At 36.8% G+C, this 24,958-nt stretch carries 31 protein-coding genes and 1 tRNA gene; 6 read left to right on the top strand and 26 right to left on the bottom strand.

Going from position 1 to position 24,958, the window contains the following annotated elements; translation table 11 throughout:
- Window positions 1-34: 34 nt before the first annotated feature.
- The 13 genes from AOC36_RS04575 to pyrR all read right to left on the bottom strand — a co-directional run bounded on the left by AOC36_RS04575 (window position 35) and on the right by pyrR (window position 10,429).
- On the bottom strand, window positions 35-892 hold the full coding sequence (locus tag AOC36_RS04575; RefSeq protein WP_067631869.1) for an EamA family transporter: 858 nt from the start codon (window positions 890-892) through the stop codon (window positions 35-37).
- A gap of 352 nt (window positions 893-1,244) precedes the next feature.
- Window positions 1,245-2,072: a metal ABC transporter permease gene (locus AOC36_RS04570; protein WP_067631867.1), complete on the bottom strand. Its 828-nt coding sequence runs from the start codon at window positions 2,070-2,072 to the stop codon at window positions 1,245-1,247.
- Window positions 2,069-2,713: a metal ABC transporter ATP-binding protein gene (locus tag AOC36_RS04565; RefSeq protein ID WP_067631864.1), complete on the bottom strand. Its 645-nt coding sequence runs from the start codon at window positions 2,711-2,713 to the stop codon at window positions 2,069-2,071. Before AOC36_RS04565 ends, AOC36_RS04570 begins: the two co-directional genes overlap by 4 nt.
- A 91-nt stretch (window positions 2,714-2,804) precedes the next feature.
- Entirely contained in the window at window positions 2,805-3,164 is a 360-nt protein-coding gene (locus tag AOC36_RS04560) for a PaaI family thioesterase (protein WP_067631861.1), read from the bottom strand.
- A gap of 18 nt (window positions 3,165-3,182) precedes the next feature.
- Entirely contained in the window at window positions 3,183-3,872 is a 690-nt protein-coding gene (locus tag AOC36_RS04555) for a glycerophosphodiester phosphodiesterase family protein (RefSeq protein WP_067631859.1), read from the bottom strand.
- Window positions 3,873-3,892: 20 nt separating this feature from the next.
- Window positions 3,893-4,978 carry a GTPase HflX gene (hflX, locus tag AOC36_RS04550; RefSeq protein ID WP_067631857.1) on the bottom strand — a complete coding sequence of 362 codons (1,086 nt, stop codon included), beginning with the start codon at window positions 4,976-4,978 and terminating at the stop codon, window positions 3,893-3,895.
- A 47-nt stretch (window positions 4,979-5,025) separates the two neighbouring features.
- Window positions 5,026-5,748, bottom strand: coding sequence for a tRNA (guanosine(37)-N1)-methyltransferase TrmD (trmD, locus tag AOC36_RS04545; RefSeq protein ID WP_067631855.1), 723 nt, complete (start codon window positions 5,746-5,748; stop codon window positions 5,026-5,028).
- Window positions 5,745-6,248: a ribosome maturation factor RimM gene (gene rimM, locus AOC36_RS04540; protein ID WP_067631853.1), complete on the bottom strand. Its 504-nt coding sequence runs from the start codon at window positions 6,246-6,248 to the stop codon at window positions 5,745-5,747. The genes trmD and rimM overlap by 4 nt, the downstream gene beginning before the upstream one ends.
- 27 nt (window positions 6,249-6,275) lie before the next feature.
- Complete coding sequence (locus AOC36_RS04535) at window positions 6,276-6,536, bottom strand: KH domain-containing protein (RefSeq protein ID WP_067631851.1); 261 nt, start codon at window positions 6,534-6,536, stop codon at window positions 6,276-6,278.
- A gap of 2 nt (window positions 6,537-6,538) precedes the next feature.
- On the bottom strand, window positions 6,539-6,811 hold the full coding sequence (gene rpsP, locus AOC36_RS04530; protein WP_067631849.1) for a 30S ribosomal protein S16: 273 nt from the start codon (window positions 6,809-6,811) through the stop codon (window positions 6,539-6,541).
- 177 nt (window positions 6,812-6,988) lie between these two features.
- Window positions 6,989-7,930: a 3'-5' exoribonuclease YhaM family protein gene (locus AOC36_RS04525; protein WP_067631847.1), complete on the bottom strand. Its 942-nt coding sequence runs from the start codon at window positions 7,928-7,930 to the stop codon at window positions 6,989-6,991.
- Complete coding sequence (locus AOC36_RS04520; RefSeq protein ID WP_067631845.1) at window positions 7,911-9,890, bottom strand: glycosyltransferase; 1,980 nt, start codon at window positions 9,888-9,890, stop codon at window positions 7,911-7,913. Before AOC36_RS04520 ends, AOC36_RS04525 begins: the two co-directional genes overlap by 20 nt.
- A 29-nt stretch (window positions 9,891-9,919) precedes the next feature.
- Window positions 9,920-10,429 carry a bifunctional pyr operon transcriptional regulator/uracil phosphoribosyltransferase PyrR gene (gene pyrR / locus AOC36_RS04515; RefSeq protein WP_067631843.1) on the bottom strand — a complete coding sequence of 170 codons (510 nt, stop codon included), beginning with the start codon at window positions 10,427-10,429 and terminating at the stop codon, window positions 9,920-9,922.
- A gap of 82 nt (window positions 10,430-10,511) precedes the next feature.
- Here pyrR and AOC36_RS04510 point away from each other — a divergent pair.
- Together AOC36_RS04510 and AOC36_RS04505 are read left to right on the top strand one after the other, a co-directional pair.
- Window positions 10,512-10,585, top strand: a tRNA-Trp gene (locus AOC36_RS04510).
- Window positions 10,586-11,052: 467 nt separating this feature from the next.
- On the top strand, window positions 11,053-11,961 hold the full coding sequence (locus tag AOC36_RS04505; protein WP_067631841.1) for an exonuclease domain-containing protein: 909 nt from the start codon (window positions 11,053-11,055) through the stop codon (window positions 11,959-11,961).
- A 158-nt stretch (window positions 11,962-12,119) separates the two neighbouring features.
- Here the strand turns inward: AOC36_RS04505 and AOC36_RS04500 are convergent, their stop codons facing one another.
- The 5 genes from AOC36_RS04500 to AOC36_RS04480 all read right to left on the bottom strand — a co-directional run bounded on the left by AOC36_RS04500 (window position 12,120) and on the right by AOC36_RS04480 (window position 16,991).
- A complete protein-coding gene (locus AOC36_RS04500) occupies window positions 12,120-12,389 on the bottom strand; it encodes a LysR family transcriptional regulator (protein ID WP_067631839.1) in 270 nt (89 codons plus the stop codon).
- Window positions 12,390-13,280: 891 nt separating this feature from the next.
- Complete coding sequence (locus AOC36_RS04495; protein ID WP_067631837.1) at window positions 13,281-14,240, bottom strand: aspartate-semialdehyde dehydrogenase; 960 nt, start codon at window positions 14,238-14,240, stop codon at window positions 13,281-13,283.
- 8 nt (window positions 14,241-14,248) lie between these two features.
- Window positions 14,249-15,454 carry an aspartate kinase gene (locus AOC36_RS04490; RefSeq protein WP_067631835.1) on the bottom strand — a complete coding sequence of 402 codons (1,206 nt, stop codon included), beginning with the start codon at window positions 15,452-15,454 and terminating at the stop codon, window positions 14,249-14,251.
- The gene (locus tag AOC36_RS04485; RefSeq protein ID WP_067631834.1) at window positions 15,451-16,545 is read right to left on the bottom strand and encodes a homoserine dehydrogenase; all 1,095 of its coding nucleotides are present in this window, start codon (window positions 16,543-16,545) and stop codon (window positions 15,451-15,453) included. Before AOC36_RS04485 ends, AOC36_RS04490 begins: the two co-directional genes overlap by 4 nt.
- Window positions 16,542-16,991 carry an ACT domain-containing protein gene (locus tag AOC36_RS04480; protein WP_067631832.1) on the bottom strand — a complete coding sequence of 150 codons (450 nt, stop codon included), beginning with the start codon at window positions 16,989-16,991 and terminating at the stop codon, window positions 16,542-16,544. The genes AOC36_RS04485 and AOC36_RS04480 overlap by 4 nt, the downstream gene beginning before the upstream one ends.
- Window positions 16,992-17,077: 86 nt before the next feature.
- Between AOC36_RS04480 and thrC the strand changes: the two genes are divergently transcribed.
- The 3 genes from thrC to AOC36_RS04465 all read left to right on the top strand — a co-directional run bounded on the left by thrC (window position 17,078) and on the right by AOC36_RS04465 (window position 20,177).
- A complete protein-coding gene (gene thrC, locus AOC36_RS04475; protein ID WP_067631830.1) occupies window positions 17,078-18,499 on the top strand; it encodes a threonine synthase in 1,422 nt (473 codons plus the stop codon).
- The gene (thrB, locus tag AOC36_RS04470) at window positions 18,496-19,368 is read left to right on the top strand and encodes a homoserine kinase (RefSeq protein ID WP_067631828.1); all 873 of its coding nucleotides are present in this window, start codon (window positions 18,496-18,498) and stop codon (window positions 19,366-19,368) included. The genes thrC and thrB overlap by 4 nt, the downstream gene beginning before the upstream one ends.
- Before the next feature lie 119 nt (window positions 19,369-19,487).
- Window positions 19,488-20,177 (top strand): helix-turn-helix transcriptional regulator, encoded by a 690-nt coding sequence (locus AOC36_RS04465; RefSeq protein WP_067631826.1) that lies wholly within the window; start codon window positions 19,488-19,490, stop codon window positions 20,175-20,177.
- Between the two features lie 2 nt (window positions 20,178-20,179).
- Here the strand turns inward: AOC36_RS04465 and AOC36_RS04460 are convergent, their stop codons facing one another.
- From AOC36_RS04460 to pepD, 7 genes are all read right to left on the bottom strand, one after another.
- Window positions 20,180-20,368, bottom strand: a complete 189-nt coding sequence (locus AOC36_RS04460; RefSeq protein WP_067631825.1) for a hypothetical protein — start codon at window positions 20,366-20,368, stop codon at window positions 20,180-20,182.
- Between the two features lie 129 nt (window positions 20,369-20,497).
- Window positions 20,498-20,719 carry a MarR family winged helix-turn-helix transcriptional regulator gene (locus tag AOC36_RS12465; protein ID WP_232505394.1) on the bottom strand — a complete coding sequence of 74 codons (222 nt, stop codon included), beginning with the start codon at window positions 20,717-20,719 and terminating at the stop codon, window positions 20,498-20,500.
- A gap of 27 nt (window positions 20,720-20,746) precedes the next feature.
- Window positions 20,747-20,941 (bottom strand): hypothetical protein, encoded by a 195-nt coding sequence (locus AOC36_RS12460; protein ID WP_232505393.1) that lies wholly within the window; start codon window positions 20,939-20,941, stop codon window positions 20,747-20,749.
- Window positions 20,941-21,303 (bottom strand): 50S ribosomal protein L20, encoded by a 363-nt coding sequence (gene rplT, locus AOC36_RS04450; protein WP_067631823.1) that lies wholly within the window; start codon window positions 21,301-21,303, stop codon window positions 20,941-20,943. Before rplT ends, AOC36_RS12460 begins: the two co-directional genes overlap by 1 nt.
- Before the next feature lie 17 nt (window positions 21,304-21,320).
- A complete protein-coding gene (rpmI, locus tag AOC36_RS04445; protein ID WP_067631822.1) occupies window positions 21,321-21,515 on the bottom strand; it encodes a 50S ribosomal protein L35 in 195 nt (64 codons plus the stop codon).
- A gap of 17 nt (window positions 21,516-21,532) precedes the next feature.
- Complete coding sequence (infC, locus tag AOC36_RS04440) at window positions 21,533-22,072, bottom strand: translation initiation factor IF-3 (protein ID WP_067631820.1); 540 nt, start codon at window positions 22,070-22,072, stop codon at window positions 21,533-21,535.
- 210 nt (window positions 22,073-22,282) lie between these two features.
- Window positions 22,283-23,710, bottom strand: a complete 1,428-nt coding sequence (gene pepD, locus AOC36_RS04435) for a beta-Ala-His dipeptidase (RefSeq protein ID WP_067631818.1) — start codon at window positions 23,708-23,710, stop codon at window positions 22,283-22,285.
- 145 nt (window positions 23,711-23,855) lie between these two features.
- Here pepD and mscL point away from each other — a divergent pair, with 145 nt between their 5' ends.
- Entirely contained in the window at window positions 23,856-24,263 is a 408-nt protein-coding gene (gene mscL, locus AOC36_RS04430; protein WP_067631816.1) for a large-conductance mechanosensitive channel protein MscL, read from the top strand.
- Window positions 24,264-24,332: 69 nt separating this feature from the next.
- On the opposite strand, the gene AOC36_RS04425 is transcribed toward mscL, so the two are convergent.
- A complete protein-coding gene (locus tag AOC36_RS04425; protein WP_067631814.1) occupies window positions 24,333-24,869 on the bottom strand; it encodes a ClbS/DfsB family four-helix bundle protein in 537 nt (178 codons plus the stop codon).
- Window positions 24,870-24,958: the final 89 nt, after the last annotated feature.

The raw sequence follows: 24,958 nt of genomic DNA, 5'->3' as shown, positions 1-24,958 counted from the left end.
AAATTTAAGACAATGTATTTTTTTAAATACTCACCTAGATAAGCAAGCTTAAAGTTCCGACTACAATTAATACCAAGCCAATCCTTTGTGCTTTATCCAATGTTTCTTTGAACGCAAAATGACCAAAGAACACTGTCACGAGAATACTTAACTTATCAATAGGTACAACAATGCTTGCGGGACCATCTTGTAGTGCTCTGTAATAACACATCCATGACAACCCCGTTGCAAAGCCGGAAAGAATGATGAATATCCAACTCTTTTTATCGATTGACTTCATTTCATGGTGTTTATTTTGAACAAAAACAATTCCCCATGCCATGACAAGAACAACCAGAGTACGGATTGCTGTTCCTAAATTTGATTCAATACCTGAAATCCCTATTTTCCCTAAAATCGCAGTCAAACTGGCTAATAAAGCGGATAAAAGGGCATAAATGAGCCAAGTGTTTCCTGTTTTCACTTCATTGTTTGTTTTTTGTACTTCAATCATTTTATATGTTCCAATGCCGAGACAGACCATCGCAACAATCTTAATCCAAGACAAGGATTCCCCTAACAAAAGGAATGCTAAAGCCATCGTCAGTATTGTACTTGACTTATCAACTGGTACCACTTTATTGACATCTCCAAGTTGTAACGCTTTGAAGTAGCACAACCAAGAACCTCCGGTTGCCAGACCTGAGAGCACTAAAAATAAAATGCTCTTTGGTGCAATTGAACCAATCGTCTGTTGGGAACCCACAATAAAGACCATGAGCCATGCAAAAATAGCAACAACAATTGTGCGTAAAGCAGTTGCTAGGTTTGCATTTGTATCTTTAATTCCGATTTTCGCAAGAATCGTTGTCACACCTGCAAAGAAAGCGGAAGCAAGCTCAAAATTATCCACATGTTCGTCCTCCTTAAAACTACATCACACGCGTGAAGATTGCTACTTTAAAACTGTTAACATGAATAGTGTAATCCTTCACCCAATCAATAATAAGCCCCACTAATGAACATCAATTATCCGATGATTGTTGATAAGGTAACCTTTTATACCTACTCAATTTCTTGAATACCACTTTAACTCAACGTGAATTTGAAGCATTTTTTTGATAACCTTCATATAGACAGATTAAAAAACAAGAACCTTGAGTCTAGCTCCTTCAGTTCTTGTCTTAATCATCTAATCAATTTAAGCGATAATATATCATTTAAAAATCAACGTACACTGTATTCAATGCACCGATGATTCGATGCTACACAGTATGGTGAATTCCTCTTTTTGAAGCAATTCCTTTTACGATAAGTACGACGAGTAATTCGAATACAGATACCAACACAATCGTCCCTCCCGGTCTCAATCCCCATGGTGCATAAAACGCAACAAACAAGCCAATCCAGATTGATGAAATAGAAAATAAGATGCTCCATAATAAGGTTGAGCGATATCCCTTGCTTATTTGCATTCCTGCTGTCACTGGAATTACCATAAGTGAAGAAACGATCAGTGCACCTACTATTCGTGATGTAATGGAAACAACAATCGCTGTCATAAATGTAAACAACATGTTAAATGTGTTTGTATTTATTTTAGATACTTTGGCTGATGTTTCATCAAAAGAAATGTAGAAGAATTGACGGTAGAATACTAAAGATAAAACGAGCACTAATAAGCACAGTCCGATCGATAACATCAATTCATTTTGACTAATCGCAAGGACACTTCCAAATAAGAAGTTATTAAAATTAGCTGGGTTATTTACAAAGCCCATTAATACCCCTGCTAACCCAATACCAAAGGACATGATAACCGCTAGAGAAAGTTCGCTGTATGTTTTCAATCGATTGCGAATGACTTCGATGGATAACGCTGCAATAACTGAAGCTGCCAGTGCACCTAGTATTGGATCATATCCAAAAATTAGCCCCAATGCAACACCTGCCAAGGAAACATGAGACAACGCCTCTCCCATTAAGGACATACGCTTAAATACCATTGTAGACCCTACTAAGGGAACGGTAATCGCAACCATAGTCCCTGCTATAAATGCTACTCGCATAAATGCATAACCGAAAATACTCATAATGTTACCTCGTGGCAGTGTTTGTTTTCAACGCGAATAAGCCTGTTTACATAAGGTTTAATTTCTTCGAGATCATGATTCACAACAAGAATTGAAACACCTAATTCTTGATTGAGTTTTTGCAGTAACTCAAACAATCCTTTTACAGATGCTTCATCCAATCCATTCGTCGGTTCATCAAGAATTAGTAAGTCTGGATTTGCTCCTATTTCACGAGCAATAAGAACACGTTGAAGTTGACCTCCGCTTAATGTGGAAATCAGTTTGTAAGCTGCATCTTCCATTCCAACTTTCTTCAATGCTTCAAGAGCACGCTCTTTACGTTTCTTGCTTAGACTTGATACAAAACTGTCACCTTTTAGTCGCAACATTACGATTTCAAGTGCGTTAGCGGGAAATGACGATACATTTAAAAGACCACCTTGAGGTACATATCCAAGTGTTTTTGCATTCACTGATACATTTCCTTCTTGTGGTTTAAGAAATCCTAAAATGATTTTTAATAATGTAGATTTACCAGAACCATTCGCTCCTACAATTGCCATAAAATCATGATCGATAACATCAAGTTTCAATCCACATAAAACTTCTTGTTTTCCATAGGCAAAGTGTACATCATTAAATTGTATAATTTGATTCATAAACACCCCTTTTGCAAACGATTTGCATATATGATTATACACCGAAGTGATAAAATTACAAGTGTACTGACTAAAAAAGCTTGTTTCCAAGCTAATTAATGTGATACATCGTAAAGGTTCCAACTGCACATAAAGTGTCTTGTGAGTCTTTGACTGATACATCAATCACACACGTTTTGCGTGTTTTACTGACTAAAGTCGCATACGCATTCAAGGTTCCAAGTTTACATCCCGCAATAAAATTAAATGATGAATTCAAGGTAACCCATGTCTCATACTCTGATGCTAAAATAGCTCCAGCTGCACTGTCAGCCAATGAGAAATAGACACCCCCATGTACATATTTGTAACGATTCATGTGTTTGTCATTCAATTTGATTTGTAAATGCGATCTCTTACTTGTTACACTGATACGTTCAATCTCAAGTAATTCATGATAATTTTGACTCATATACTTCCCCTTAGTAATCTAAAATGTTTCATATATTATAGCATCTGCATCAAAATGATGGGGTGAATTTTTTTTCATCGTCCAAAGTACTATGTCACAATGTCTTGAAAGATATCGGTAATACCAATGACTTAATTTTCTACTCCCTACACGATAATGAAATGCATAGAAGTCAGGTTTTGTTAACCAATGGGTAATGCCTGACCCTCCAAAAAACCACAAGAACCCGTTATCGTAACGATCTTTAGTCATGACTAATTGTCCTCTTTTAAAGTGCGGTCTATTTTTCTTAAACCACCTTACAATGAGTGGATGGAACGATTCGACGCAAAACTCACCCTTATAATTATCCAATAAGTGGGCCACTTTTAGACATAATGCTGTGTTATCAAAGCAATGTTTACATTCAACAATTAACGAAACACGGCCATTGATAAACTCTAAGAATTCTTCAAATTTCATGATTCTTAAAGTATCTTTGGTAAGGTCATTGAGTTCATTATAGCTCAAGGCTTCTACTGACTTATCAAGTCCATAGATTCGCTTTAAGGATGCATCATGAACCACAATGACTTCTTTATCGCGTGTTAGCCTAACATCCAGTTCAATGCCTACATTTTCATCTACTGCACACTGAAAAGCTTCTTTTGAATTCTCAAGTATGTTTTGTTGAGGATTATAAAGTCCTCGATGACTGTAATATTTCATACTATGATACCTAACCACAGCTAATGAAATGATCGGTTCGAAAATTCATGAATGCATGCTTTTAGCGATTCAATCCCTTGATGGTCCTTGGTAGAGATAAAGTGAACTGTAGGGGTTGACATAAAGATTTCATCGAGACGATCAATCTTATTGTAAACTTTCCAAACTGGTACATCTTCCACCTGCATTGATTTGAGATAGTCCTCAATTACCTGTTCTTGACGCTCATAAAATGGATGTGAGCGATCAATAACATGTAGGATTAAATCTGCGTCCATGATCTCATCTCGTGTTGATTGGAAAGCAGGATAGAGTGCTTTAGGAAGATTTTCAATATACCCAACTGTATCATGTAAAATAAACGACGAATCGCCATTATAGATTTGACGAGAGGTTGTATCAAGACTGGCAAAAACCATGTCTTGTTCTAAGACATTTTTAGTGTCATTTGATAGCAGTACATTCATCAAAGATGACTTCCCAACATTTGTATACCCTACAAGGGCTACTTTTAAGTCCGTGTTATTCACACGACGACTGCGCTGTGTTTCGCGTTGTTTTTCAAACTGTTCAATTTTCTTTTTCAGTAAATTAATGCGTTTTCTGACATGACGTCGATCAAGTTCAAGTTTTGTTTCACCTAAACCTCTATTTTTTCCTGATCCTCGCCCACTTTGGCGACCCAGATCATCATACGATCCTACCATGCGTGACATCATATAATTCAAATTAGCAATTTCAACACGTGCTTTAGATTCTGCACTTTGTGCTCGTTTTGAGAATATCTGTAATAACACCATATTCTTATCTAGAACTGTGCATTTAAAGCGCTCTTGCAAGTTTTTAATTTGATTGCCAGTCAATCCCACATTAATAATAACCGCGTCATAATCACTGTCTTGTACAACATTCGCAACCATTTGTACATTTCCATCACCAAAATATGTCACTGCATTGGGTGACTTGAGTTTAAAACTTGCTTCAGCCTCTACTTCCATTTCACAGGCTTTCGCAAGACCTAAAAATTCTTGGCGATCTTCTTCGATTTCAAATGCATTATTCCCTTGCGCAATAATTACTGCAAGTACTTTATCTTTTTGAGTCATACTATAACTCCTTTCTGATCTAGACTTCATGTAATTATTGTCTAAATCTATTCTTCGTTTTCTCGTATCATTTCAACGATTTTTAATTCTTCTTTTGTAAATACCCGATTTTTGAGTAAATCTGGTCGATATTTCATCGTTTTCTCTAAGGATGATTGCAATCGATATTTTCGAATGTTTTCATGATGTCCACTAAATAAGACCTCAGGTACTTCTTTTCCTTCAAAAACACGTGGTCGTGTGTAATGTGCATACTCAATAAGCCCATCACTAAACGAATCATCTTCATGTGAATCTTTGGTTATCACACCCTCAACAAGACGTACCACAGCATCACTTATGACCATTGCAGCCACTTCACCACCGGTCAATACATAATCACCAATTGAAAGTTCCATATCCACATAATCACGGATACGTTCATCAAACCCTTCATAATGTCCACAAACCAAAATAAGGTGTTTTTGCGTACTGAGTTCATATGCTATCTCTTGCTTCAAAGTTTTCCCTTGAGGCGTCAACATAATCACGAGTGAATCTTCAGTTCGTGTTGCACGGATTGCATCCACTACCGGTTGGCACATCAAAACAAGTCCAGCACCACCACCATAGGGATAATCATCAACTTTATTGTGTTTATCCAGTGTAAAATCACGCATGTCAACACATTGGATATCAATAACTCCACTTTCTAATCCCCGTTTTATGATTGAAGTTTGTTTAAATCCTTCAAACATATCAGGGAAAAGTGTAATGATTGAAATTCTCATAATAAACCATCCATTGGATTAATATCGATGCGTTTTTCATCAAGATTTACATCTTTAATAAAGACTTCAACAAAAGGCACCATCAAAATCTCGCCGTTATCTAAACGTTTAATTCGAAGCAGTGGTTGGGCTGGCATGTCCATAACTTCAATCACTGATCCGATTTCTTGATTATCAATGTAGGCATTACACCCGACAAGATCGACAAAATAGTACTCATCCTCTTCCAGATCGTGTAAATCATCACGTTCGACTTCAAGTGATGATAATTGAAGACCTTCCACATCATTCAAGGTATCATACCCTACAAGACGAATGAGTAAGTTATCTTGATGATTACGAACGGATTGAATTTCAACAACCTTACGAGCGTTTTTTGTGACTAATTCCATTTTTGATCCCACACTGAATCGCTCTTTCGCAAAATCAGTCATAGGTTTAACTTTAATTTCACCACGAATACCAAAAGGTTTCGCAACGACTCCTATTTTTACTTTCATAAGCACCTCATATATTAAAAAAGGATGTTAAGAAACATCCTCATACGACTCAAAATTAATCGAGATACGTTGATCCATAACACGTGAGCCAATTGTCATCGTTTGACGAATTGCGTGAGCCATGCTTCCCTGGCGACCAATTAGACGTGCAACATCTGAGCTTTCAGCATAAACAGTTAATATAACTTCTTTATCATCAAGACTTGGTAAACGTTGAACATTCAGCTGGTCTTTCTTTTCGACCATTGGAAGTACTAAATCATATAAAATATCTTCGATTGGTCTCATAGTTATTTCTTCGCCTTTTCTTCGTGGAAACGTGTCATGATACCTGCTTTAGATAAAATATTACGCACTGTATCGGATGGTTGAGCACCTTCACGTAACCATTTCAATGCTAACTCTTCATCAACTTTTACTTCAGCTGGAACAGTTAAAGGATTGTAATGACCAATAATTTCAATGAAACGACCATCACGTGGTGCACGAGAATCTGCTGCAACAATACGGTAGAATGGACGCTTTTTAGAACCTGATCTTCTTAAACGTAGTTTTACTGCCATAATTTTTCCTCCTAATCTAACTTAACCTCACTAAGTATATCATATATTGAATAGGTGTCAAGTAATATTACTTGACACCTTTTACTTTTTATCGACATTCTTTACTGGTAGCTTTAGCACATAACACTTTACCTACCAGTTTTTTTTGATGTTTCTTCACCAATTCAAACGTCGTAATTACTTCACGCCTTTTCCTTTATAGAACGTTCTATTTTCTAATGGGAAAGCACGGGGTGCGAAGGTTCCTTCTTCAAGATCTTTGTAGATCTTATCAAACATATTCATGCGTGCATCAATGTTATCAATGAAGTTTAATATTTCTGCTTCTTTTACAAGCGGTAATACTGGTGAACCATATTCATACTGACCATGATGGCTTAAGATTAAATGTCTTAACAGCATGGCTTCTTCTGTATCACGAACTCCAAGTTCACAGGTCACTTCATAAACTTTAGCCTGCATAATCGATATATGCCCCAGCAGTTTACCTTGGGGTGTGTACTCGCTTAAAATCGGTGCGGAGTATTCTTCAATTTTCCCCATATCATGAAGCAGTACACCTGCTAGGAGTAAATCCAAATCTAAAATTGGGTAAAGTTTGCATAAATCTACAGCAAGTAGACACATCCCATATACATGGGTAGCAAGACCTCCTACAAAATCATGATGATTCTTGGTTGCTGCAGGGTAAAGATAGAAATCTTCACCATAGAAATCAAAACACTTATCGACTATTGAACGGTACACTGAATTCTCAATCATATTCTTGAACCCTTCAATTTCCTTTTTCAAAAACTCGGGTTCATACTGTGATCCTAGCACAAAATCATTGACATTGTATGATTCGCTAAAATCAATATTGTGTACTCTTAATTGTAGCGCTCCTTTATATAGAATCGCATCAACTTTTACCATTCCAATCTTACCTTGTTTCACATTGGCCTCATCAAAGGGTTTCACATCCCACCATTTTCCTTCAATGGATCCTGTATTGTCTTGAAATGAAATCGTTAAGTATGGTGCACCATTTTGTGTAACACCACGAAGTACGTTTGTTACAAGCATTGGCAATGTAGTCTTCATGCCATTTTCTAATGTATTAATCTTCTGAGTCGTCATCTAATTCCTCCATAACATCTTTAACCATGTCTACAGGATATCCTTTTGAAATCCCGTAATTAATGGTTTTTGTTCGAGCAAGTTGCTCATCATCTTTTCTAAGATAACGAATAAATGCTTTTGACATGATTCGCATCAAAGAAGCGCGTTCTGCATCGTGGGTATAATCATCTTCAAGTTGACTCATGATTTCTCGTATTACCGAGACTTCGAATCCTTGTCGCAACAAATGTTGCCTTACCTTTGAATTACGCTGTAAACGCGAACCTTCCTTAATCGAACCACTATAATTTATTGCGCGTTTAAGTCCCCGCTCTACATAAATTTCATGGTCTTCATCTAATAAGGTGTTTTCAATATCGATTTTTGAGAAGCCTCTTCGGCTTAAATCTTCAATAATCCATTCATTTCCACGTAACTGATCACGATGGTAATCAATTTTATCTTTAAAGTATCGGTCGTCATTAATGAAGCGTCGTTTCTTCAATATTTCAAGAATTGTTTCGACTTGTTCTTCATTCATTTCATGACGTGTTCTTAAGAAATCAGAAATTTCAAAACTTGTGTAATCACGAATTGCAATGCGTTTCAACACTGCTTGATACGCTTCATATATTTTTTGATCTTCTTCAAGTGAGTTAATTTCGTTTCGAGATAGCTTCATTCCAACACTCAATCCCCTTCGTTGAATTAGTTCTGTATCAAAAACTAGTTTATCGTGTTCAAACCCTTGTTTTATATCAATATAGGTTCGTTCTTCGTCCTGATCAAGGTATTCAATTTCATATTTGCCATGATACGAATCAATGGCCTCTTGATAGCAATCAAGAATGTTTTTCGCAAAGGTTTCACTGCTTAGACCACTCACAATTTCTTGTGCTTTGGCTTGGAATTGATCTTTTAACGTTTCATAATTATCAATATACATGACTGCTTTTTCAACAAACGCGTCGATATCACTAAACAGATATCCCGTTTCACCTTCAATAATTAAATCGTCCAAGGCTCTATCAGGTCGTGCAAATACACATAAGCCACTCGCAAGTGCCTCAATAAAGGTTAACCCTTGAGTCTCAGTGAGCGATGCGGAAACAAAGGCATCACTCGCATGATAATATGCTGGAACACGATCTCGCATAACAGAACCAACGAAATAAAACTTATCCTGTTTACCTAAGTCGCTTACTTGATTCTTGAGATCATCTACTGATGGGCCATCCCCAGCGATGATCATCCGTACATTTTCTTTTTCATCCATAAGTTTTGATACAGCATCAATGACCAATTCAAGACTTTTTTCTTCCGCAATTCTTCCTAAGTAAACAATTGTGAACTTATCATTCAAATCCAACTCTTGTCGAATTGATGCGACTTCTTCTGTTTGAACTTCTTTAAAACTCTTCAAATTTAATCCACTTGGAATTACCGCAATCTTTTTTCTTATATCATAATTCATCAAAAGATCCTTTGTTTTTTGCGAAGGAACAATTACAGCTTGAACATTTTTTGAATAGAAACGTCTCAAAGCAGCTACGGCCTTTTTGGATACAGTATCAATGCTCTTAAGACCCAAAAAGTTCACATAATGTGTATAGTCTTCGTATTGTGTATGGTATGTAATCACAAGTGGTATATATAATGACCGTGCACATTGGCGCGCAAAAATACCAATCCCAAATTCCGTATGTGCATGAATAATATCAAGGTTCATTTCCTCAATTGCTCTCATGGCACTGATATGAACGGGGGAACTCATCGTATATCCATATAAAAATTTTAATTCTACCCCTGGCAAGCGTAACACATTATCTTCAAGTGTTGCGGACATAAGCGTGGACTGTGTCGTAATGACAAATACAGTATGCCCTGCTTCCTCAAGTGCATGTTGAAGTGTTGCGACCGAAGAAGCAACACCATTTATATCTGGTACATAGGTATCAGAAAATAATCCGATTCTCATCAAGTAACCCCTCCTGGCACCTTTACTTACTACTTACTTAAAATAACACACTCTTCGTTGTCATTTTCAACTAAATGAACTTTTACAGTCTCACTTAATGCTGTTGGAATGTTTTTCCCAACAAAGTCAGCACGTATAGGAAACTCTCGATGCCCACGATCAACAAGCGTAGCAAGTTGAATTGCACCGGGTCTTCCATTATAAACTATTCCATCCATTGCAGCACGTACAGTTCTTCCTTTAAACAAGACATCGTCAACTAAAACAACAATTCGATCTTGTACGCTTAATGGGAGTCGCATTGCCTGTTGTTTTACATCAACATCATCTCGCCAATAACTTACATCCAAGGATGCAACAGGTACTTTTACTTTTTCAATTGATTCAATAATATTTGCAAGTCTAAACGCTAAGGTTGCACCACGCGTTTCAATTCCTAATAAGATGACACGATTCAGTCCATTGTTGCGTTCAATAATCTCATGTGCCATTCTAGTTAATGCTCTGTTTATCGCATTTTCATCCATAATTATATTCATACATACACCTCTTGAAATATTATACCAAACACGTATTGAAAATGATAGAAGAGTATGGTATTATTTATGAGCGTTATCAAACAGGGGTATAGTTCAATGGTAGAGCAACGGTCTCCAACACCGTTAGTGTGGGTTCGAGTCCTGCTACCCCTGCCAATATACACACAGGCCTACTATTTAGTAGGTTTTTTTATGTTCTATTTTATTATTGAACATACAAAACACATACAAATTGTTTTGTGTTTGATGCATAAAAAGATAACAGTTAAGGATTACAAGGCTCAAATAATTTCAACGATATTATCACCACTTCCAGTAAAGTTTCTATCCGCCTTATTGTAGTATAAAGCTAGACATGGGATCTGGACGAATCCCATTAACCCTTGATCGTACTTTATCTGTTGTGGAAACAAAGAACAACGCTCATCCCACAAGACAAAAAATCGACTGATTTTTTCCTATACTTTCTCTATAATATTCGATAATATAATCGATATCATTTTTAGTTTGCCTGTTCAACCAATTGATCCATAAGAGCATCAAAGGAAGCTATGCTAAAATATTTATACTATTCATGAGTGAATCATAGTGATATATTATCTATACGCAGAAAGGACGACACAATGACCCAATTGACGCAAAGAACTTCAAATCGAACCTCTAAAGGAAAAAGTTTATTAAGCTTTTATGATGCATATTGCGTCGTCGCAATTGAAACGACAGATTTTGACTATGGTCAGGGTGAAATCATTGAGATTGCATCAAAAAAATATCGGAATCATCAATGCGTTGATTCCTTTCATTATCATATTAAGCCAACCTCACCTATTTCTTCCTATATCGAAGATCTTACAGGAATTACCAATGAGTGCGTCAGTAAATCACCGTCTCTTTCACAAGTTTTTCCTCTATTTCTTGATTTTATTGATAAGGATATCCTTATTACCAATCAAGCAAATAGAACGATTAACTTCCTATACGATGCTTGTACTCAAGTATTTCATCAGCCCTTAATCAACGATTATGTAGACATTCATCGATTATCTCGATATTTAATGACAATCATCGAAAACCATCAACTTGATACTCCGATGCGGTCCCTTGTTTTTCCAGTTCAAACCCACCACCCCATAGATAATGTCGTCATAATTCAAGAGATGTATTCAACCCTTAGAAACCTTGGAATACCACTTTTAACCAAGCATGTAATTGCACCTTCAAATCTAGACGCTTCGTCAGAAAGTGTCAATTCAGATAATTATTTTCTCAACAAAAATGTTGTTTTTACCGGTAAGCTTGATGGGTTTACACGCAATGCTGCATCTCAAATTTTGGTTAAGTTAGGCGCAAACATTCAGTATGGTGTAACAAAACGTACTGGTATATTAATATTAGGTACCTCACGATACCAAAATGATACCAATGGAGGCAAGTCAAACAAACATAGACGCGCAGAGCAATTGATTGAACAAGGAAAATCTGTTGAGATCATGTGTGAGGATACCTTTTTAAGACTTGCGAATTATAAATAATACTGTGAATACACGTCTTTATTCATGAAAAAAACTCAACCTTTAAGCATGTTGCCTATCGGTTAAGTTTTCTATAAACCATATTGGTTTATTTGCAGATTATAATTTTGCATAACGATGTATGCTTGACTCCGTGCAAATAATTATTCGTTTTCAAACTATTTCTGCAAGCCCACTTTGCTTACAGATTTTTTTAACTCGTCAGCTTCTTGCAAGAGTTCCTTTGCTCCATTATAAAGCATTTCTCCTGCTTTCGTAATCTCAATTCCGTTAGTAGAACGTTTTACGAGTTGAGTGCTGAGTACATCTTCTAAATATTTAACATTCCAGCTAAGTGCTGGTTGTGTCACTGATAGCGAGCGAGCTGCACGTGTGAAGTTACCTTCTTCTACCAATGCTACAAAATAATTGAGCTTCTTTAAATCCATGTTGCCTCCTATGAATTCTACAAATTCTTCGATCGATTGTTACTTTATTGGCACGGGCCATTAAGTAAGGGTATAATTCATATCCCCCCGGATAAACAACTATGTTCGCCATATTAAGTCTGCGATGACCGAACATAATTCATCATATGCATTTACACATAATTGTGTAATCTTGAGTCTCAATAATCGACAAATTGAGATTCGCACCAAATATATTGTTACACTATACAATTGTAAATTTTTCTTGAACTTTACAAGATGGAAGATCAGTTTTTTAGGACACAACTAAATTCTTATGCTTCGATATTTATTACCTCTCATGAACCATATTCATAAGTGACTCAAGATACCATTGCATTTGTATAGATATCACAAATATCTAAGTATGTAAAAATCTCATATTTGAATGAATAACTCAGCTTAAATGAATCGAGAATTTTCTTAGAACTACTCTAATAATTTCATTCATAACTCTGTTAATTAAATTCAAATATTTCGCCCTTTACACCCCTAGTAATATAAGTATATCAATAATACAAAATAAAAATTAATCTATTATTTTGGCAAATCAACAATAAATATATAGAATGTTCAGATATACATCATTTCAATATCAAATCAAAAAAAATATCGCAAAATTTACGATATTTTTATATTTATATACTAATTTTGTGCATTTAAGTAAATAAAACACGATATTTTTATTTTTGAAAGTAATTAACTTATAAAATTTATTTTGCAATAATGCTGAAATTCGCATATATAAAAGTTCAATATGTATAAATGAAACCACATAAACTTCGCATCTGGCCACTAAAAAACTACTTGTTTTCCATCTTTGGTTCATATTGATGTCACATGGACTCAGATTTAAACAAATTTAAACGATGATTACAGAAATAACTCTGCAATCTGAACTGTATTGGTTGCAGCACCCTTTCGTATGTTGTCAGCAACACACCAAATATGAACACTATTCGGTAATGTTGGATCTTTTCGAATACGTCCAATTAAGACATCATCTTGACCATCGGCCATTTCTGATGTCGGGTAAGGTTTGATAATTTGAAGTCCTTGGTAAGCTTCTAATACAGTCTCGAGCTCATTGAGTTCAAATGGTTTTGATAAAGAAGCATTAATTGCAATTGCATGTGTATTCTCAATTGGAACGCGCACTGTTGTTGCTGTTACTTTTAAGTTTGGTAAATGCAATATTTTGCGTGTCTCTTCAATCATCTTTTTCTCTTCAAAGGTATATCCATCCTCATCAAAAGCATCGATATGAGGCAGGATATTCTTGTGAATATGATGTGGAAAATGCGCTTGTTTTTGTTCTTTTAAATCTTCAATCCCTTTGATACCTGCCCCAGAGACTGCTTGATAAGTGGTGTAACTTACACGATCCAATCCATACTTATCAAGAATTCCTTTCAGTGGAAGTACTGATTGAATTGTAGAGCAATTTGGATTCGCAATGATTCCCTGATGCTTAAATGCATCTTCAGGATTCACCTCTGCTACGACTAAGGGAACATCTGGATCCATGCGCCAACATGAACTGTTATCAACAACAATTGCTCCTGCTTCCGCTGCAAGTGGTGCATAGTGATGTGATGCCTCTTTTCCTGCAGAAAAAAGTACAAAGTCCAAATGTTTATCTTTGAATGAATCGTCATTAAGCCCTTCAACACTCACACTATAAGGGCCACAGGTAATCACTTTACCGTGAGATCGAGACGATGCAAATAAGAATAGATTCTGAATTGGAAAATCTCGTTCGACCAAGATTTCTAAGATTTTTCGACCAACAAGTCCAGTCGCACCAACAATTCCTACGTTATATCGTTTCATAAACCCCCCTATATATATTCCAGCAAGCGGTCATGAAGTAAGACCACTGCCTCATTGGCTTGTTCTTGTGGGATGATGAGTGACATCTTAATTTCTGAGGTTGAAATCATATCAATGTTGACTCCTGCTTTAAACAGTGTTTCAAATACAACTGCACCAATGACTGGATTTGCTTCTAAACCCGCACCCACTACAGATAATTTTGCACTTGCTTCATTAAGTATAATATCCTCAGCTTCAAAATCATGTTGAGCACTTAATAGATATTCTAGTGCCTTGGGCCCGTTATCAAGGGACACGGTGAAGACCATATCTTTCGTATTATCACGGCCAATGGATTGAAGAATGATATCTATAGGTATGTTATTATGCGCAAGGACTGAAAAGATTTGATACGCGATTCCTGGTCTATCTTTAAGCCCAATCACTGAGATAGTTGCAATGTTTTTGTCTACAACGACGCCACTTACTTTTGTTTTTTCAATTGGATTTTGCATTACGGTTGTCCCTTCTATATCGTCAAAACTAGATTTAATATGCAATACAACACCATATTTACGCGCGATTTCAACCGATCGATTATGAAGTACCTTTGCCCCAAGCGATGATAGTTCGAGCATTGAATCATAATCAATACTCTTAAGTTTTTTAGCATGTGGTACTTGTCTTGGATCTGCTGAGTAGATGCCATCAACATCCGAATAAATCTCACAAAAATCAGCATTTAAAACATGCGCGATTGCGACTGCACTGGTATCAGAACCCCCCCGGCCTAATGTTGTGAAGTCTTCGGTATGGTTAACGGCTTGAAACCCTGTCACAAGGACAATATTCGATTGACTGAGTTCTTCTTCAATCCGTGTCGTATCAATATTTGTAATCCGTGCAGAACCATAGATGCCATCGGATTGAATCTTTGCTTGATATGCATTCAACGAAACGGATGAACAATTTCGTTTGGATAACGCTAAAGACATGAGCGCTACGGATTGTTGTTCTCCTGTAGCCAGTAGCATATCAAGTTCACGTTGACTTGGTTGGTCATTGAGTTCCATTGCTTTCTTTATCAATTCATTGGTCGTATTTCCTTGCGCAGATAAGACAATAATCAATTGATTGCCTTCATGATATGATTTTGCAATGCGATCTGCGACACGACCAATACACTGGGCGTCTTTTAAAGAACTCCCACCATACTTCTGTACAATTCTCATAACTCTCCTTCAATGCGCACAAACACGCCTCCAGAAGCTTGTGCTTCATTGTAATCCATGATAACAACTGATATTTCAGTGTTACAAAAAGGTTTAATCTCAGCTTCTACTGGAAGCCATACAGCATACATCCCTTTATCCCGTTTTACGTCAACAGGTTCAAAGTCCCACGTTGTATTTACAAGGTATGGATTCTTACAGGCCAATACATCAGCAACAACTGCACTTGCTGTGGGTTCTCGCCCTGCTCCTTGACCTTTAAAAACAATGGTTCCAACATCTTTACCATATACAGCAACAGCATTATCGACATCGTCCACTTGGTAAAGGGGATGTTTTTTGGGTAGAAGTATGGGTTCAACACTTGCTGTAACACCTGCTTCTGTTGTTTCTAAACATGCGACCAATTTTAATTTAAAATCCATTTTCTTTGCAAATTCATAGATTGCTGGGTGAACATGGCGAATCCCTACTGTATAAATCGATTCGTAATCAACAAAGTGTTTTGTCAAGATTGACCCCAAGATTGCAATCTTTCGTGCTGTATCAAATCCATCCACGTCATCACTTGGATCACGTTCAGCATACCCTAAGCGTTGGGCACGTTTAAGTACTGTTTCAAATGATGCATCCGTTTCGATGACTTGTGTCAAGATATAATTTGATGTGCCATTGAGAATGGCCTCAATCTTATAAATAGGTTCATGCGCTAACCCGTTTCTTAATGCTGATAATATGGGAATACCACCGCCAACACTTCCTTCAAATAAAAAGTGAACGCCATGTTTTTGAGCGCATAAGTGTAATGTTGCACCATGTTTTGCAACAAGTGCTTTATTTGATGTTACAACATGTTTTCCTTGTTCAAGTGCTGCTTTGAGCATTGAATAAGCGGGTTCTATACCACCCATGGCTTCAACTACAAGATCAACTTGCTTATCGTTCAAGATATCTTGATAGTCAGTAGTATAGCGTTTATCATCCAGTGTCTCGCGCGTAAAAATATAGAGCACTTCACAATCATCGCGTCGATCGATAATATCGACGACTCCTTTGCCAACTACACCATAACCACAAACTGCTATTTTCATATTGTCTCCCCTGCTAATATTCTGACTGATTTAATTGATTGATGTTCTTCAAGAATCTGAATTAATTGCTCGAGATCCTTGGTGTTGTTGAGTGTTTCAAGTGTGAGGGTTACATTTGCAATCCCATTAATCGGAATTGTTTGATTAATGGTTAATAGATTGAAATTAAAGGTTGCAAGAATCCCAAGGACATCACTTAAAATACCGGGTGAATCTAATAGATTTAATCCAATAGTAACTGTGCGTTGGGCTTCGTCTTTATAAAAAGGTTTTACAGCATGTTGGTATTTATAGAATACAGAACGACTAATACCAACACGTTCTGTTGCCTCAGAAATAGACTTTACAACCCCATTATCAAGGAGTTCTTGTGCCTCTAGAACTTTTAGAATACTGCTTGGCAATGCCTTCTTTTGAATAATATAGTATTTCTGTCGATCTGCCACTTTGTCCTCCTAGAATACACATTTGTATTTACTATGTGGAAACTTTAGCATATAATGAAAACTATATCAAGAGGTGGAGAATAAAAATGAATTATAAAAGCACACGATCTACGACACACGCAACACCCAGTCAAGCAATATTAAATGGCCTTGCACCAGATGGCGGACTTTATGTTCCAAAAACGCTGATGGCTTTGCCCTTAGAAAGCTGTATCTCTAAAACCTATCAAGAAATCGCTGAAATGATTTTCGCGTATTATTTCGATGATATTCCACATGATGCACTCATGGACGCAATTACAAGCGCTTATAACACGCACAAGTTTTCGCATCCAAAGATTACCAATGTTCGCTCTGTCGATGAAACAACACATTTACTTGAGCTTTTTTATGGTGAGACTGCTGCATTTAAAGACCAAGCATTGTCAATTTACCCATATCTTATCAAAGCGTCAATGGACCTTCATCACACCCGTCATCTCACCATATTAACCGCAACATCTGGAGATACTGGAAAAGCTGCGATGGAAGCACTAAAAGATGTAAATGGGTTATCCATTGCAGTACTGTATCCTCAACATGGCACCAGTACCATGCAAGCACTCCAAATGCAAACACAAGATGGCAATAATGTGTTTCCAATTGGGATTGATGGCGATTTTGATGATGCCCAACAAGCCGTAAAATCATTTTTTAGTGCGCATTCAGATTTATCGATAAGCAGTGCTAATTCAATCAATATTGCGCGTTTATTGCCTCAAGTCATCTATTATTATGATGCTTTGAGTCGACTCAACCCAAGTACACCAGTAGATATCTATGTTCCAACGGGTAACTTTGGAAATGCCCTTGCTGCATATATCGCAAAAGAAATGGGATGTCCGATTCGTAAGATTGTGATATGTACCAATGACAACAATGTGCTTTATGATTTCTTCACAACCGGAGTCTATGACATTCAAAAGCGCCACCTTGTGAAAACACATTCACCATCAATGGATATCCTTGTATCTTCTAATTTAGAACGCTTATTGTATTTTATGTTTAAAGATGAAAGAAAAGTAAGCAATTGGATGAAATCTCTTAACGAACATCAAATGTTTACTTTAGATCAAAACGAACTTGATGAGATAAAAACTGTATTTGATGCACAACATATGTCAAATTCACAAACAGAATCAACCATTGTGTCTTTGTTTGAATCAAAAGGAATCCTGGTTGATCCACATACTGCTACCGCATTTCCACAAACACCATCAAAGCATCCAAAAATCATTGTGTCTACCGCAAGTCCTTATAAATTTCCAAACGTATATCGTGCGTGTTTTCATTTGGATTCTATGTCTGATTTTGATATTTTAGATTATATTGAAGCACACTCCCAAGAATTCTATCCCGAACACTTAAAATCACTGCGCGATAAACCCATTAAGCATCAAACCTTTATACCAAAGGATGAAGTTGAAGCCGTATTGTTGGACTTTATTGCTAAGGAGGAGCATGCATGAAGTTTTCTATTGTAGTTCCTGCAACAAGTGCGAATATGGGTCCTGGTTTTGACACAGCTGGGATTGCATTATCCCTTTATAATACCTTTACCTTTGAACTTAAAACCTCAGGTGGGATTACCTTTCATGATTCAGATCATGACTTTAATGAGTCGTTAACCCTGAATACATATTTTCAAGTATTAAAAGAATTTAAGGTCAATCCGCCGCAACATATTCACCTAGAAACAAAATCTAATATTCCAGTTGCGCGGGGTTTAGGAAGTTCTTCAACCTGCATTGTTGCGGGGATAATGGCCGCAAATAAAACAGCTTCACTAAACCTTACGAAACATGAGATGGCACAGATTGCATCAAGAATCGAAGGCCATCCCGACAATGTAACGCCTGCAATTATGGGTAATATGTGTCTTTGTGTTTATGATTCTGAGTCCTTTTTAGTCCAAAACTTAACAGTCCATCCATCACTTCAGTTTGTTGGTGTATATCCTGACAAACCCGTATCGACACAAAAAGCACGTGCGATTCTACCAACAACACTCCCTTATGAAGCAATTGTGTACTCATTGAGTCGTGCCAGTTTGCTTGCGTATGGATTTCAAAGTGGTGATGTTTTTGTTTTAGCACAAATAACCAAAGATAAACTCCACGAGCCCTATCGAAGCACGCTGATTGAAGACTATGCTTTAATTATCGACACTTTTACATCCCTTGAGTGTATTACTTCGTGGATTTCTGGTTCTGGTCCCACTATGATTGCTCTTGTGCAAAACCCCGATGAAGCCTTGAACACCTTAGCATCCAACCTTTCGTCAACGTATTCAATTCATCATTTGACGGTTGACACTGCTGGTGCACGTTATATTTAAGAAGCCTTAATCATTTGAAACTAGAAACTTTAGATGTATTCTAGTTTTTTTAAACCATTTTTATCAAGTCTGAGTAAGTCAAAACCAGTACACTTAATATGTAAGGAGGTTATAAAAACGTGGACCAAACACAGTTGATGCATCAAATCATAGAATCTATTGAATCTTCGTTAACTCAAGAGATATCACTTGAGACGCTTTCAAAGACATTCAATTATTCAAAGTCACACTTTCACAAAACATTTAAAGCAATTACAGGTGTCAATCTGTATCAATACATTAGAAAAAGACGGCTTGTATCTGCTTCAAAACTATTGGTCTTTTCAGATATGCATATCATCGATATTGCGATGCTATATCAATTTAGTTCACATGAAGCATTTACGCGTTCTTTCAAATCTCTATACAATCAATCACCCAGTGATTACCGCATTTCAATGCGACATTTACTTGACAAAAAGGAGGCAAAAGAAACAATGGAAACTCAAATTAATGGTTGGACTTTTACAGGAATAGACATTGAAAAGTATCGGATTACTAAGGACTACAACGAATCACATCAATCAGATGCATCCCTGCGTATTGAATCAGTTGATGATTCTGTGAATGCAAATGATACATTTGCGAATTTTATGCAAACTTTCAAAGCGGACGCTTATCTCAATAAGCGCATGAAATTTTCTGCTTTCATCAAGAGTCAAAACGTAACGGAATGGAGTGGATTATGGATGCGCATCGATGATGCGTCGTATCACATGCTTGGGTTTGACAACATGTCAGATCGTCCCGTTACACACGATACTCAGTAGAATCAAGTATCGTGTGTACTTGATGTTCCACAAGGGAGTGTCAATATTAATATCGGTGTTATATTAGCAGGATCTGGAACAATTTGGTTTGATTCTTTGGCATTTGAAGCAGTCGATAATCGATATCCCACAACGGATATAAGAGAGACCAAAGTTACATTACCTAAAGCACCTGTAAATCTTGAACTCACTTAATACATCACTCCAAAAATATCAACGTGATAAAGGTGTGTTGAACTAATTTCATGGATTCAAGCTCACACATAAAAAACCCCTATAGATTGATTTTTAAAATCAGGTCTATAGGGGTTCCTTTTAGTTTAATCATAGTTTTCTTTAAAGAATGTATTGATATGTTGCAATGCACTCTTTAATGCGTCTTGATCAGAATCTTTTAATTCTTCCATGAGTTGTTTAAGCATTTCTTCATGGAATGCATCATGAACCTTCATAACATCTTTTGCTTTATCAGTGAGTTTTAATCGATAGATTCGACGATCTTTCGTGTCTTGAACACGATAAACATAACCCTTATTTGTCAAACGGTTAATATTAACAGTAAGCGTTCCTTATGTTATGTGTAAGTGACGTGCAACGTCACCCATTGTCTTCGAATCACTTTTATACACAGCTTCTAAAGTGTGGATTTCACTCATTGAAAGCTTAATCCCCTTTGATTTGTGATAACGCTCTTCAATCAACAAAATGTGATTAAAGATGTCAACTAAAAGTTCATTCAAAACGTCATGAAGATTATCAGTCATTATTCTTTATCGAGCGCTTTGTTTGCTTTGCTTACAAGTGTAGCAAAACCTTTAGGATCATGGATTGCGATTTCTGAAAGCATTTTACGGTTGATTTCAATCTTCGCAAGTTTTAGACCATGCATTAAGTTGCTGTATGTTGTGTCGTTTTGACGTGCTGCAGCATTAATACGTGCAATCCAAAGTTTACGCATTTCACGTTTAAGTTGTTTACGGTCACGGTAAGCGTAACGTTGTGAACGCATTACTTGTTCATTTGCTGTACGGTATAGTGTATGCTTAGAACCGAAGTACCCTTTCGCTAACTTTAAAGTTTTTTTACGGCGAGCACGACTCGCAACTGATGTTTTTACTCTTGGCATCTTAAGAACCTCCTAAATTAATCTTGTAGCAAATGCTTCACGCGTTTGTAATCACCTGCACTAACAAGTGTTCCCTTGCGAAGTTTGCGTTTTTGTTTTTGTGACTTATGTGCAGCAAAGTGTGATACATAAGCATGTTGACGTTTCAATTTTCCAGTACCTGTACGTTTAACACGTTTTGCAAAGGTACGCTTTGTTTTCATTTTTGGCATACGAATTCTCCTTTTACTTATTTTCTCTTTTTAAGTGGTGAGATAACACAAGACATTGTATTACCTTCAAGTTTTGGTGTTTTTTCTACACTACCCAAATCATTACATGCTTCAATAAACGCATCCATTGTTTTACGACCCACTTCAAGACGGGTAATTAAACGACCACGGAAACGCATATCAACTTTAACCTTAATGCCTTCATCAAGCCATTTGCGAGCATGACGTAACTTTGTGTTGAAGTCATGTTCTTCAATAACTGGTGATAGACGAAGTGGTTTGATTTGAGTAACTGATTGATTTTTCTTCGCTTCACGTGTACGTTTTTGTTGTTCGTAACGGTAGCGTCCATAATCTAGAATTTTACATACTGGTGGATTACCATTTGGTGATACACACAATAAGTCCAAATTTGCCTCAGCAGCGCGATCCAATGCTTCTCTTCGAGTTAGAATACCGAGTTGTTCCCCTTTAGGACCAATTACAAGAACTTCTTTGAACCGAATCGCATCATTCACTAAATCGCTTGGTGTTTGACGTTTGCTAATAAAATTCACCTCCTATGTGATATTAACAATAAAAAAGTGTGATCAAATTGAACACACTTTAGGCATACTTACTACGTTAATGTATTTAAGCCTTAACCCATGACTATCGTGCCATCAGGTGAGAAGTGTGCTTCTACTTTCTTACTGCTTAACCATTATACATGAAATAGGCATGCACGTCAACATAAACATCTATGTCCCAACAATCCCTATTTATTCTTAGTTCCACTCACTCAATGACTTAAGAAGTGCGACTAATACTTCATATGTACGATCAAATGAAGCGATATCTAAATGTTCTTGGGGTGTATGAATGTCATACATGATTGGACCACAGTTTACGATATCAAGTTGAGGCATTTTATCTTTGAAGATCCCTAGTTCCAATCCTCCATGGGTTGCTTCTTCAATCATTTCATTGCCACGCATATCCTTATAAACACGCTTTAATTGCTCTCTAAACTTAGAGTCTTTTTCATAATTCCATCCAGGATAGCGTGCATTAAAGGAAACATTCACACCTAATATATCTGCAAGCCATTCTACTTGACGCATGATATTTTCTAAGACAAATCCTTGTGTGGCACGAATTGACACACAGATTTCAAGTTCATTGTTTTCAATCTTAACTGTCCCAATATTAGCGGATGTAATGACGAGGTCTTCAATGGCCATGCTCTTTTGAATAACACCATATGGAAGCATGAAGAGTAAATCAATAACCCTACACGTGTCACTTGCTGTTAGCACATGGTGTGCATGCCCTTCTTCAACAACAAAGTATAGATCAGGGTCGCTGAATTCATATTGTTGTTTTAATTCGTTTTGAACATCTGAGAACCAGACTTTAAATGCGTCTTTATCATCCAAAGCAATTTCAAAGTCAACTTCGCGACAAATCGCATTGATTTTGAGACCCCCTTCAATATCACGAAGGCGTAGATCGAATTGATCCAATGCACGTCTTAAGATGATTCCCGCAAGTTTCAACGCATTTCCGCGTTCTTTATGGATGAGTCCACCAGAGTGACCACCTTTTAACCCCCTAATGCCAATCTTTAAAGTATCAAAATGGCCATCTTCATAGTCTACAGGAGCGGTCAATGACGTACGAACACCTCCTGATGAAGAAACACACACGACATTTTCTCCTGAGCTATCAAGACCCACCATAAGCTCTGCTTTAAGGTTTGATGTATCTAATTTATCTGCACCAATGAGTCCTACTTCTTCTTGAACGGTAAATACACATTCAAGTGCTGGGTGTTGAAGGGTATGATCTTCAAGAATTGCAAGCATATACACAACGCCAACACCATCATCTGCACCTAAGGTTGTATTATCGGCCCATAGATGACCTTCTTCGATATGAAGGGTTAATGGATCTGTTTCAAAATTGTGGTTACTGTCTTTGTTTTTTTCCGCAACCATATCCATATGACTTTGCAGCAATACTGCAGGGACATTTTCATAACCTGGTGTTGCATCTTTTTTGATAATAACATTCAAGAATTCATCCTGAACGGTTTCAAGTCCTAAGTCTTTTCCAAACTGTGCGATATAATCACTGATACGTTTTTCATCAAACGAAGCACGTGGAATGTCGCTGATGTTTCTAAATAATTCTAAAACTCTAGATTCACTCATATTCTACCTCCTATTTATGGTATCTATTATACTCCAAAAAATATCAATATATACATCAAACATTTTTTAGTTCATAAAGTTTGGGTGCGCTTAACTTTAAACGGTATAGAATTATGTTATAATTCACACATAGGAGGCGCATATTATGAAGAAATTTCTGAATGAATTCAAAGACTTTGCAATGCGTGGCAACGTGCTTGATCTCGCAATTGGGGTTGTAATTGGGGGTGCTTTCTCCAGTATTATAGCATCACTTGTGAACGATATTATTACACCCTTCATCAGTTTACTTGGAAACTCTGGAAATCTTGAAACAAAACAATGGGTTTTACGCGGTGCATCCGAAGGGAAAGAAGCAATTTTTGTATCATGGGGTAACTTTATCCAAACAACAATTAACTTTCTAATCATTGCTTTTTGTATCTTTATGGTTGTGAAGGTTATAAACAAAATGGCACCAAAGAAAAAAGAAGATGTGATTGCAGATCCTGTTAAGTCTGACGAAGCAATCTTACTTCAAGAAATCTTAGCAGAATTAAAAAAAGACGCTTAATAAAAGAACACCGATATGAAGCAGGTTGTATTGAGTACAAACGCTTTAACTATCGGTGTTTTTTTGTCTTTAAGTTTGATTTGATTTCACATGTTTCTTTATTTTCTTATAGGCCCATTCATAGTGGCTTGACGTTGATGAAACAATATAACTGCCCAATGTACTGCCCTTAGTCCATGAGAAGACCCCTTTTGAAAATAGGGCATCATTTGAAAAGTCTTCGACACAGTTCATGATATGAAGGTGTGTATTTTTCAGATTACTCAATGCATCATCCAGTGATGTGGATTGATGTTTTTCCCAAAACATCTGGTTCATTGATCCATAATTCTTCCAATTATATCCGTCAAGTAAAAATGGTTTGTCTTCCCCTTTTTGATTGGATTCAATCCAATGGATTAAGAGTTGATGCCATTCATACAAGTGCGCAATCACATCACGAACGTTTTTATCACGTGCCCAATGTGCTCCTTTTTCTTTTTCAACACTGAAACTAAAGGGTTTATTCAACAAATCCTCATGCATTGTATCAATCATCTGGATGAGTTTGAAGTAGGTTTCATTTGCGGTTTGGATTAAATCCTGTTTGGTTGTAGGTCTTGCCATATCCTTTTCTCCCTTACACTTCATTATTATACAGCAAACGATCTTAAATGATTCGTACATTGTTTAAACTTCTTAGAACTCAATCAAAA

The organism is Erysipelothrix larvae (assembly GCF_001545095.1).
GTDB classification, from domain to species: Bacteria; Bacillota_I; Bacilli_A; order Erysipelotrichales; family Erysipelotrichaceae; genus Erysipelothrix; species Erysipelothrix larvae.
The sequence above is the reverse complement of the archived record's forward strand: the minus strand, read 5'-3'. Positions and strand labels throughout refer to the sequence as shown.

Excerpts from the sequence above, each read along its gene's own strand:
- AOC36_RS04570 (WP_067631867.1), bottom strand. The coding sequence starts at position 2,072 with ATGAGTATTTTCGGTTATGCATTTATGCGAGTAGCATTTATAGCAGGG.
- AOC36_RS04565 (WP_067631864.1), bottom strand. The coding sequence starts at position 2,713 with ATGAATCAAATTATACAATTTAATGATGTACACTTTGCCTATGGAAAA.
- AOC36_RS04560 (WP_067631861.1), bottom strand. The coding sequence starts at position 3,164 with ATGAGTCAAAATTATCATGAATTACTTGAGATTGAACGTATCAGTGTA.
- AOC36_RS04555 (WP_067631859.1), bottom strand. The coding sequence starts at position 3,872 with ATGAAATATTACAGTCATCGAGGACTTTATAATCCTCAACAAAACATA.
- hflX (WP_067631857.1), bottom strand. The coding sequence starts at position 4,978 with ATGACTCAAAAAGATAAAGTACTTGCAGTAATTATTGCGCAAGGGAAT.
- trmD (WP_067631855.1), bottom strand. The coding sequence starts at position 5,748 with ATGAGAATTTCAATCATTACACTTTTCCCTGATATGTTTGAAGGATTT.
- rimM (WP_067631853.1), bottom strand. The coding sequence starts at position 6,248 with ATGAAAGTAAAAATAGGAGTCGTTGCGAAACCTTTTGGTATTCGTGGT.
- AOC36_RS04535 (WP_067631851.1), bottom strand. The coding sequence starts at position 6,536 with ATGAGACCAATCGAAGATATTTTATATGATTTAGTACTTCCAATGGTC.
- rpsP (WP_067631849.1), bottom strand. The coding sequence starts at position 6,811 with ATGGCAGTAAAACTACGTTTAAGAAGATCAGGTTCTAAAAAGCGTCCA.
- AOC36_RS04525 (WP_067631847.1), bottom strand. The coding sequence starts at position 7,930 with ATGACGACTCAGAAGATTAATACATTAGAAAATGGCATGAAGACTACA.
- AOC36_RS04520 (WP_067631845.1), bottom strand. The coding sequence starts at position 9,890 with ATGAGAATCGGATTATTTTCTGATACCTATGTACCAGATATAAATGGT.
- pyrR (WP_067631843.1), bottom strand. The coding sequence starts at position 10,429 with ATGAATATAATTATGGATGAAAATGCGATAAACAGAGCATTAACTAGA.
- AOC36_RS04505 (WP_067631841.1), top strand. The coding sequence starts at position 11,053 with ATGACCCAATTGACGCAAAGAACTTCAAATCGAACCTCTAAAGGAAAA.
- AOC36_RS04500 (WP_067631839.1), bottom strand. The coding sequence starts at position 12,389 with ATGGATTTAAAGAAGCTCAATTATTTTGTAGCATTGGTAGAAGAAGGT.
- AOC36_RS04495 (WP_067631837.1), bottom strand. The coding sequence starts at position 14,240 with ATGAAACGATATAACGTAGGAATTGTTGGTGCGACTGGACTTGTTGGT.
- AOC36_RS04490 (WP_067631835.1), bottom strand. The coding sequence starts at position 15,454 with ATGAGAATTGTACAGAAGTATGGTGGGAGTTCTTTAAAAGACGCCCAG.
- AOC36_RS04485 (WP_067631834.1), bottom strand. The coding sequence starts at position 16,545 with ATGAAAATAGCAGTTTGTGGTTATGGTGTAGTTGGCAAAGGAGTCGTC.
- thrC (WP_067631830.1), top strand. The coding sequence starts at position 17,078 with ATGAATTATAAAAGCACACGATCTACGACACACGCAACACCCAGTCAA.
- thrB (WP_067631828.1), top strand. The coding sequence starts at position 18,496 with ATGAAGTTTTCTATTGTAGTTCCTGCAACAAGTGCGAATATGGGTCCT.
- AOC36_RS12460 (WP_232505393.1), bottom strand. The coding sequence starts at position 20,941 with ATGACTGATAATCTTCATGACGTTTTGAATGAACTTTTAGTTGACATC.
- rplT (WP_067631823.1), bottom strand. The coding sequence starts at position 21,303 with ATGCCAAGAGTAAAAACATCAGTTGCGAGTCGTGCTCGCCGTAAAAAA.
- rpmI (WP_067631822.1), bottom strand. The coding sequence starts at position 21,515 with ATGCCAAAAATGAAAACAAAGCGTACCTTTGCAAAACGTGTTAAACGT.
- pepD (WP_067631818.1), bottom strand. The coding sequence starts at position 23,710 with ATGAGTGAATCTAGAGTTTTAGAATTATTTAGAAACATCAGCGACATT.
- mscL (WP_067631816.1), top strand. The coding sequence starts at position 23,856 with ATGAAGAAATTTCTGAATGAATTCAAAGACTTTGCAATGCGTGGCAAC.
- AOC36_RS04425 (WP_067631814.1), bottom strand. The coding sequence starts at position 24,869 with ATGGCAAGACCTACAACCAAACAGGATTTAATCCAAACCGCAAATGAA.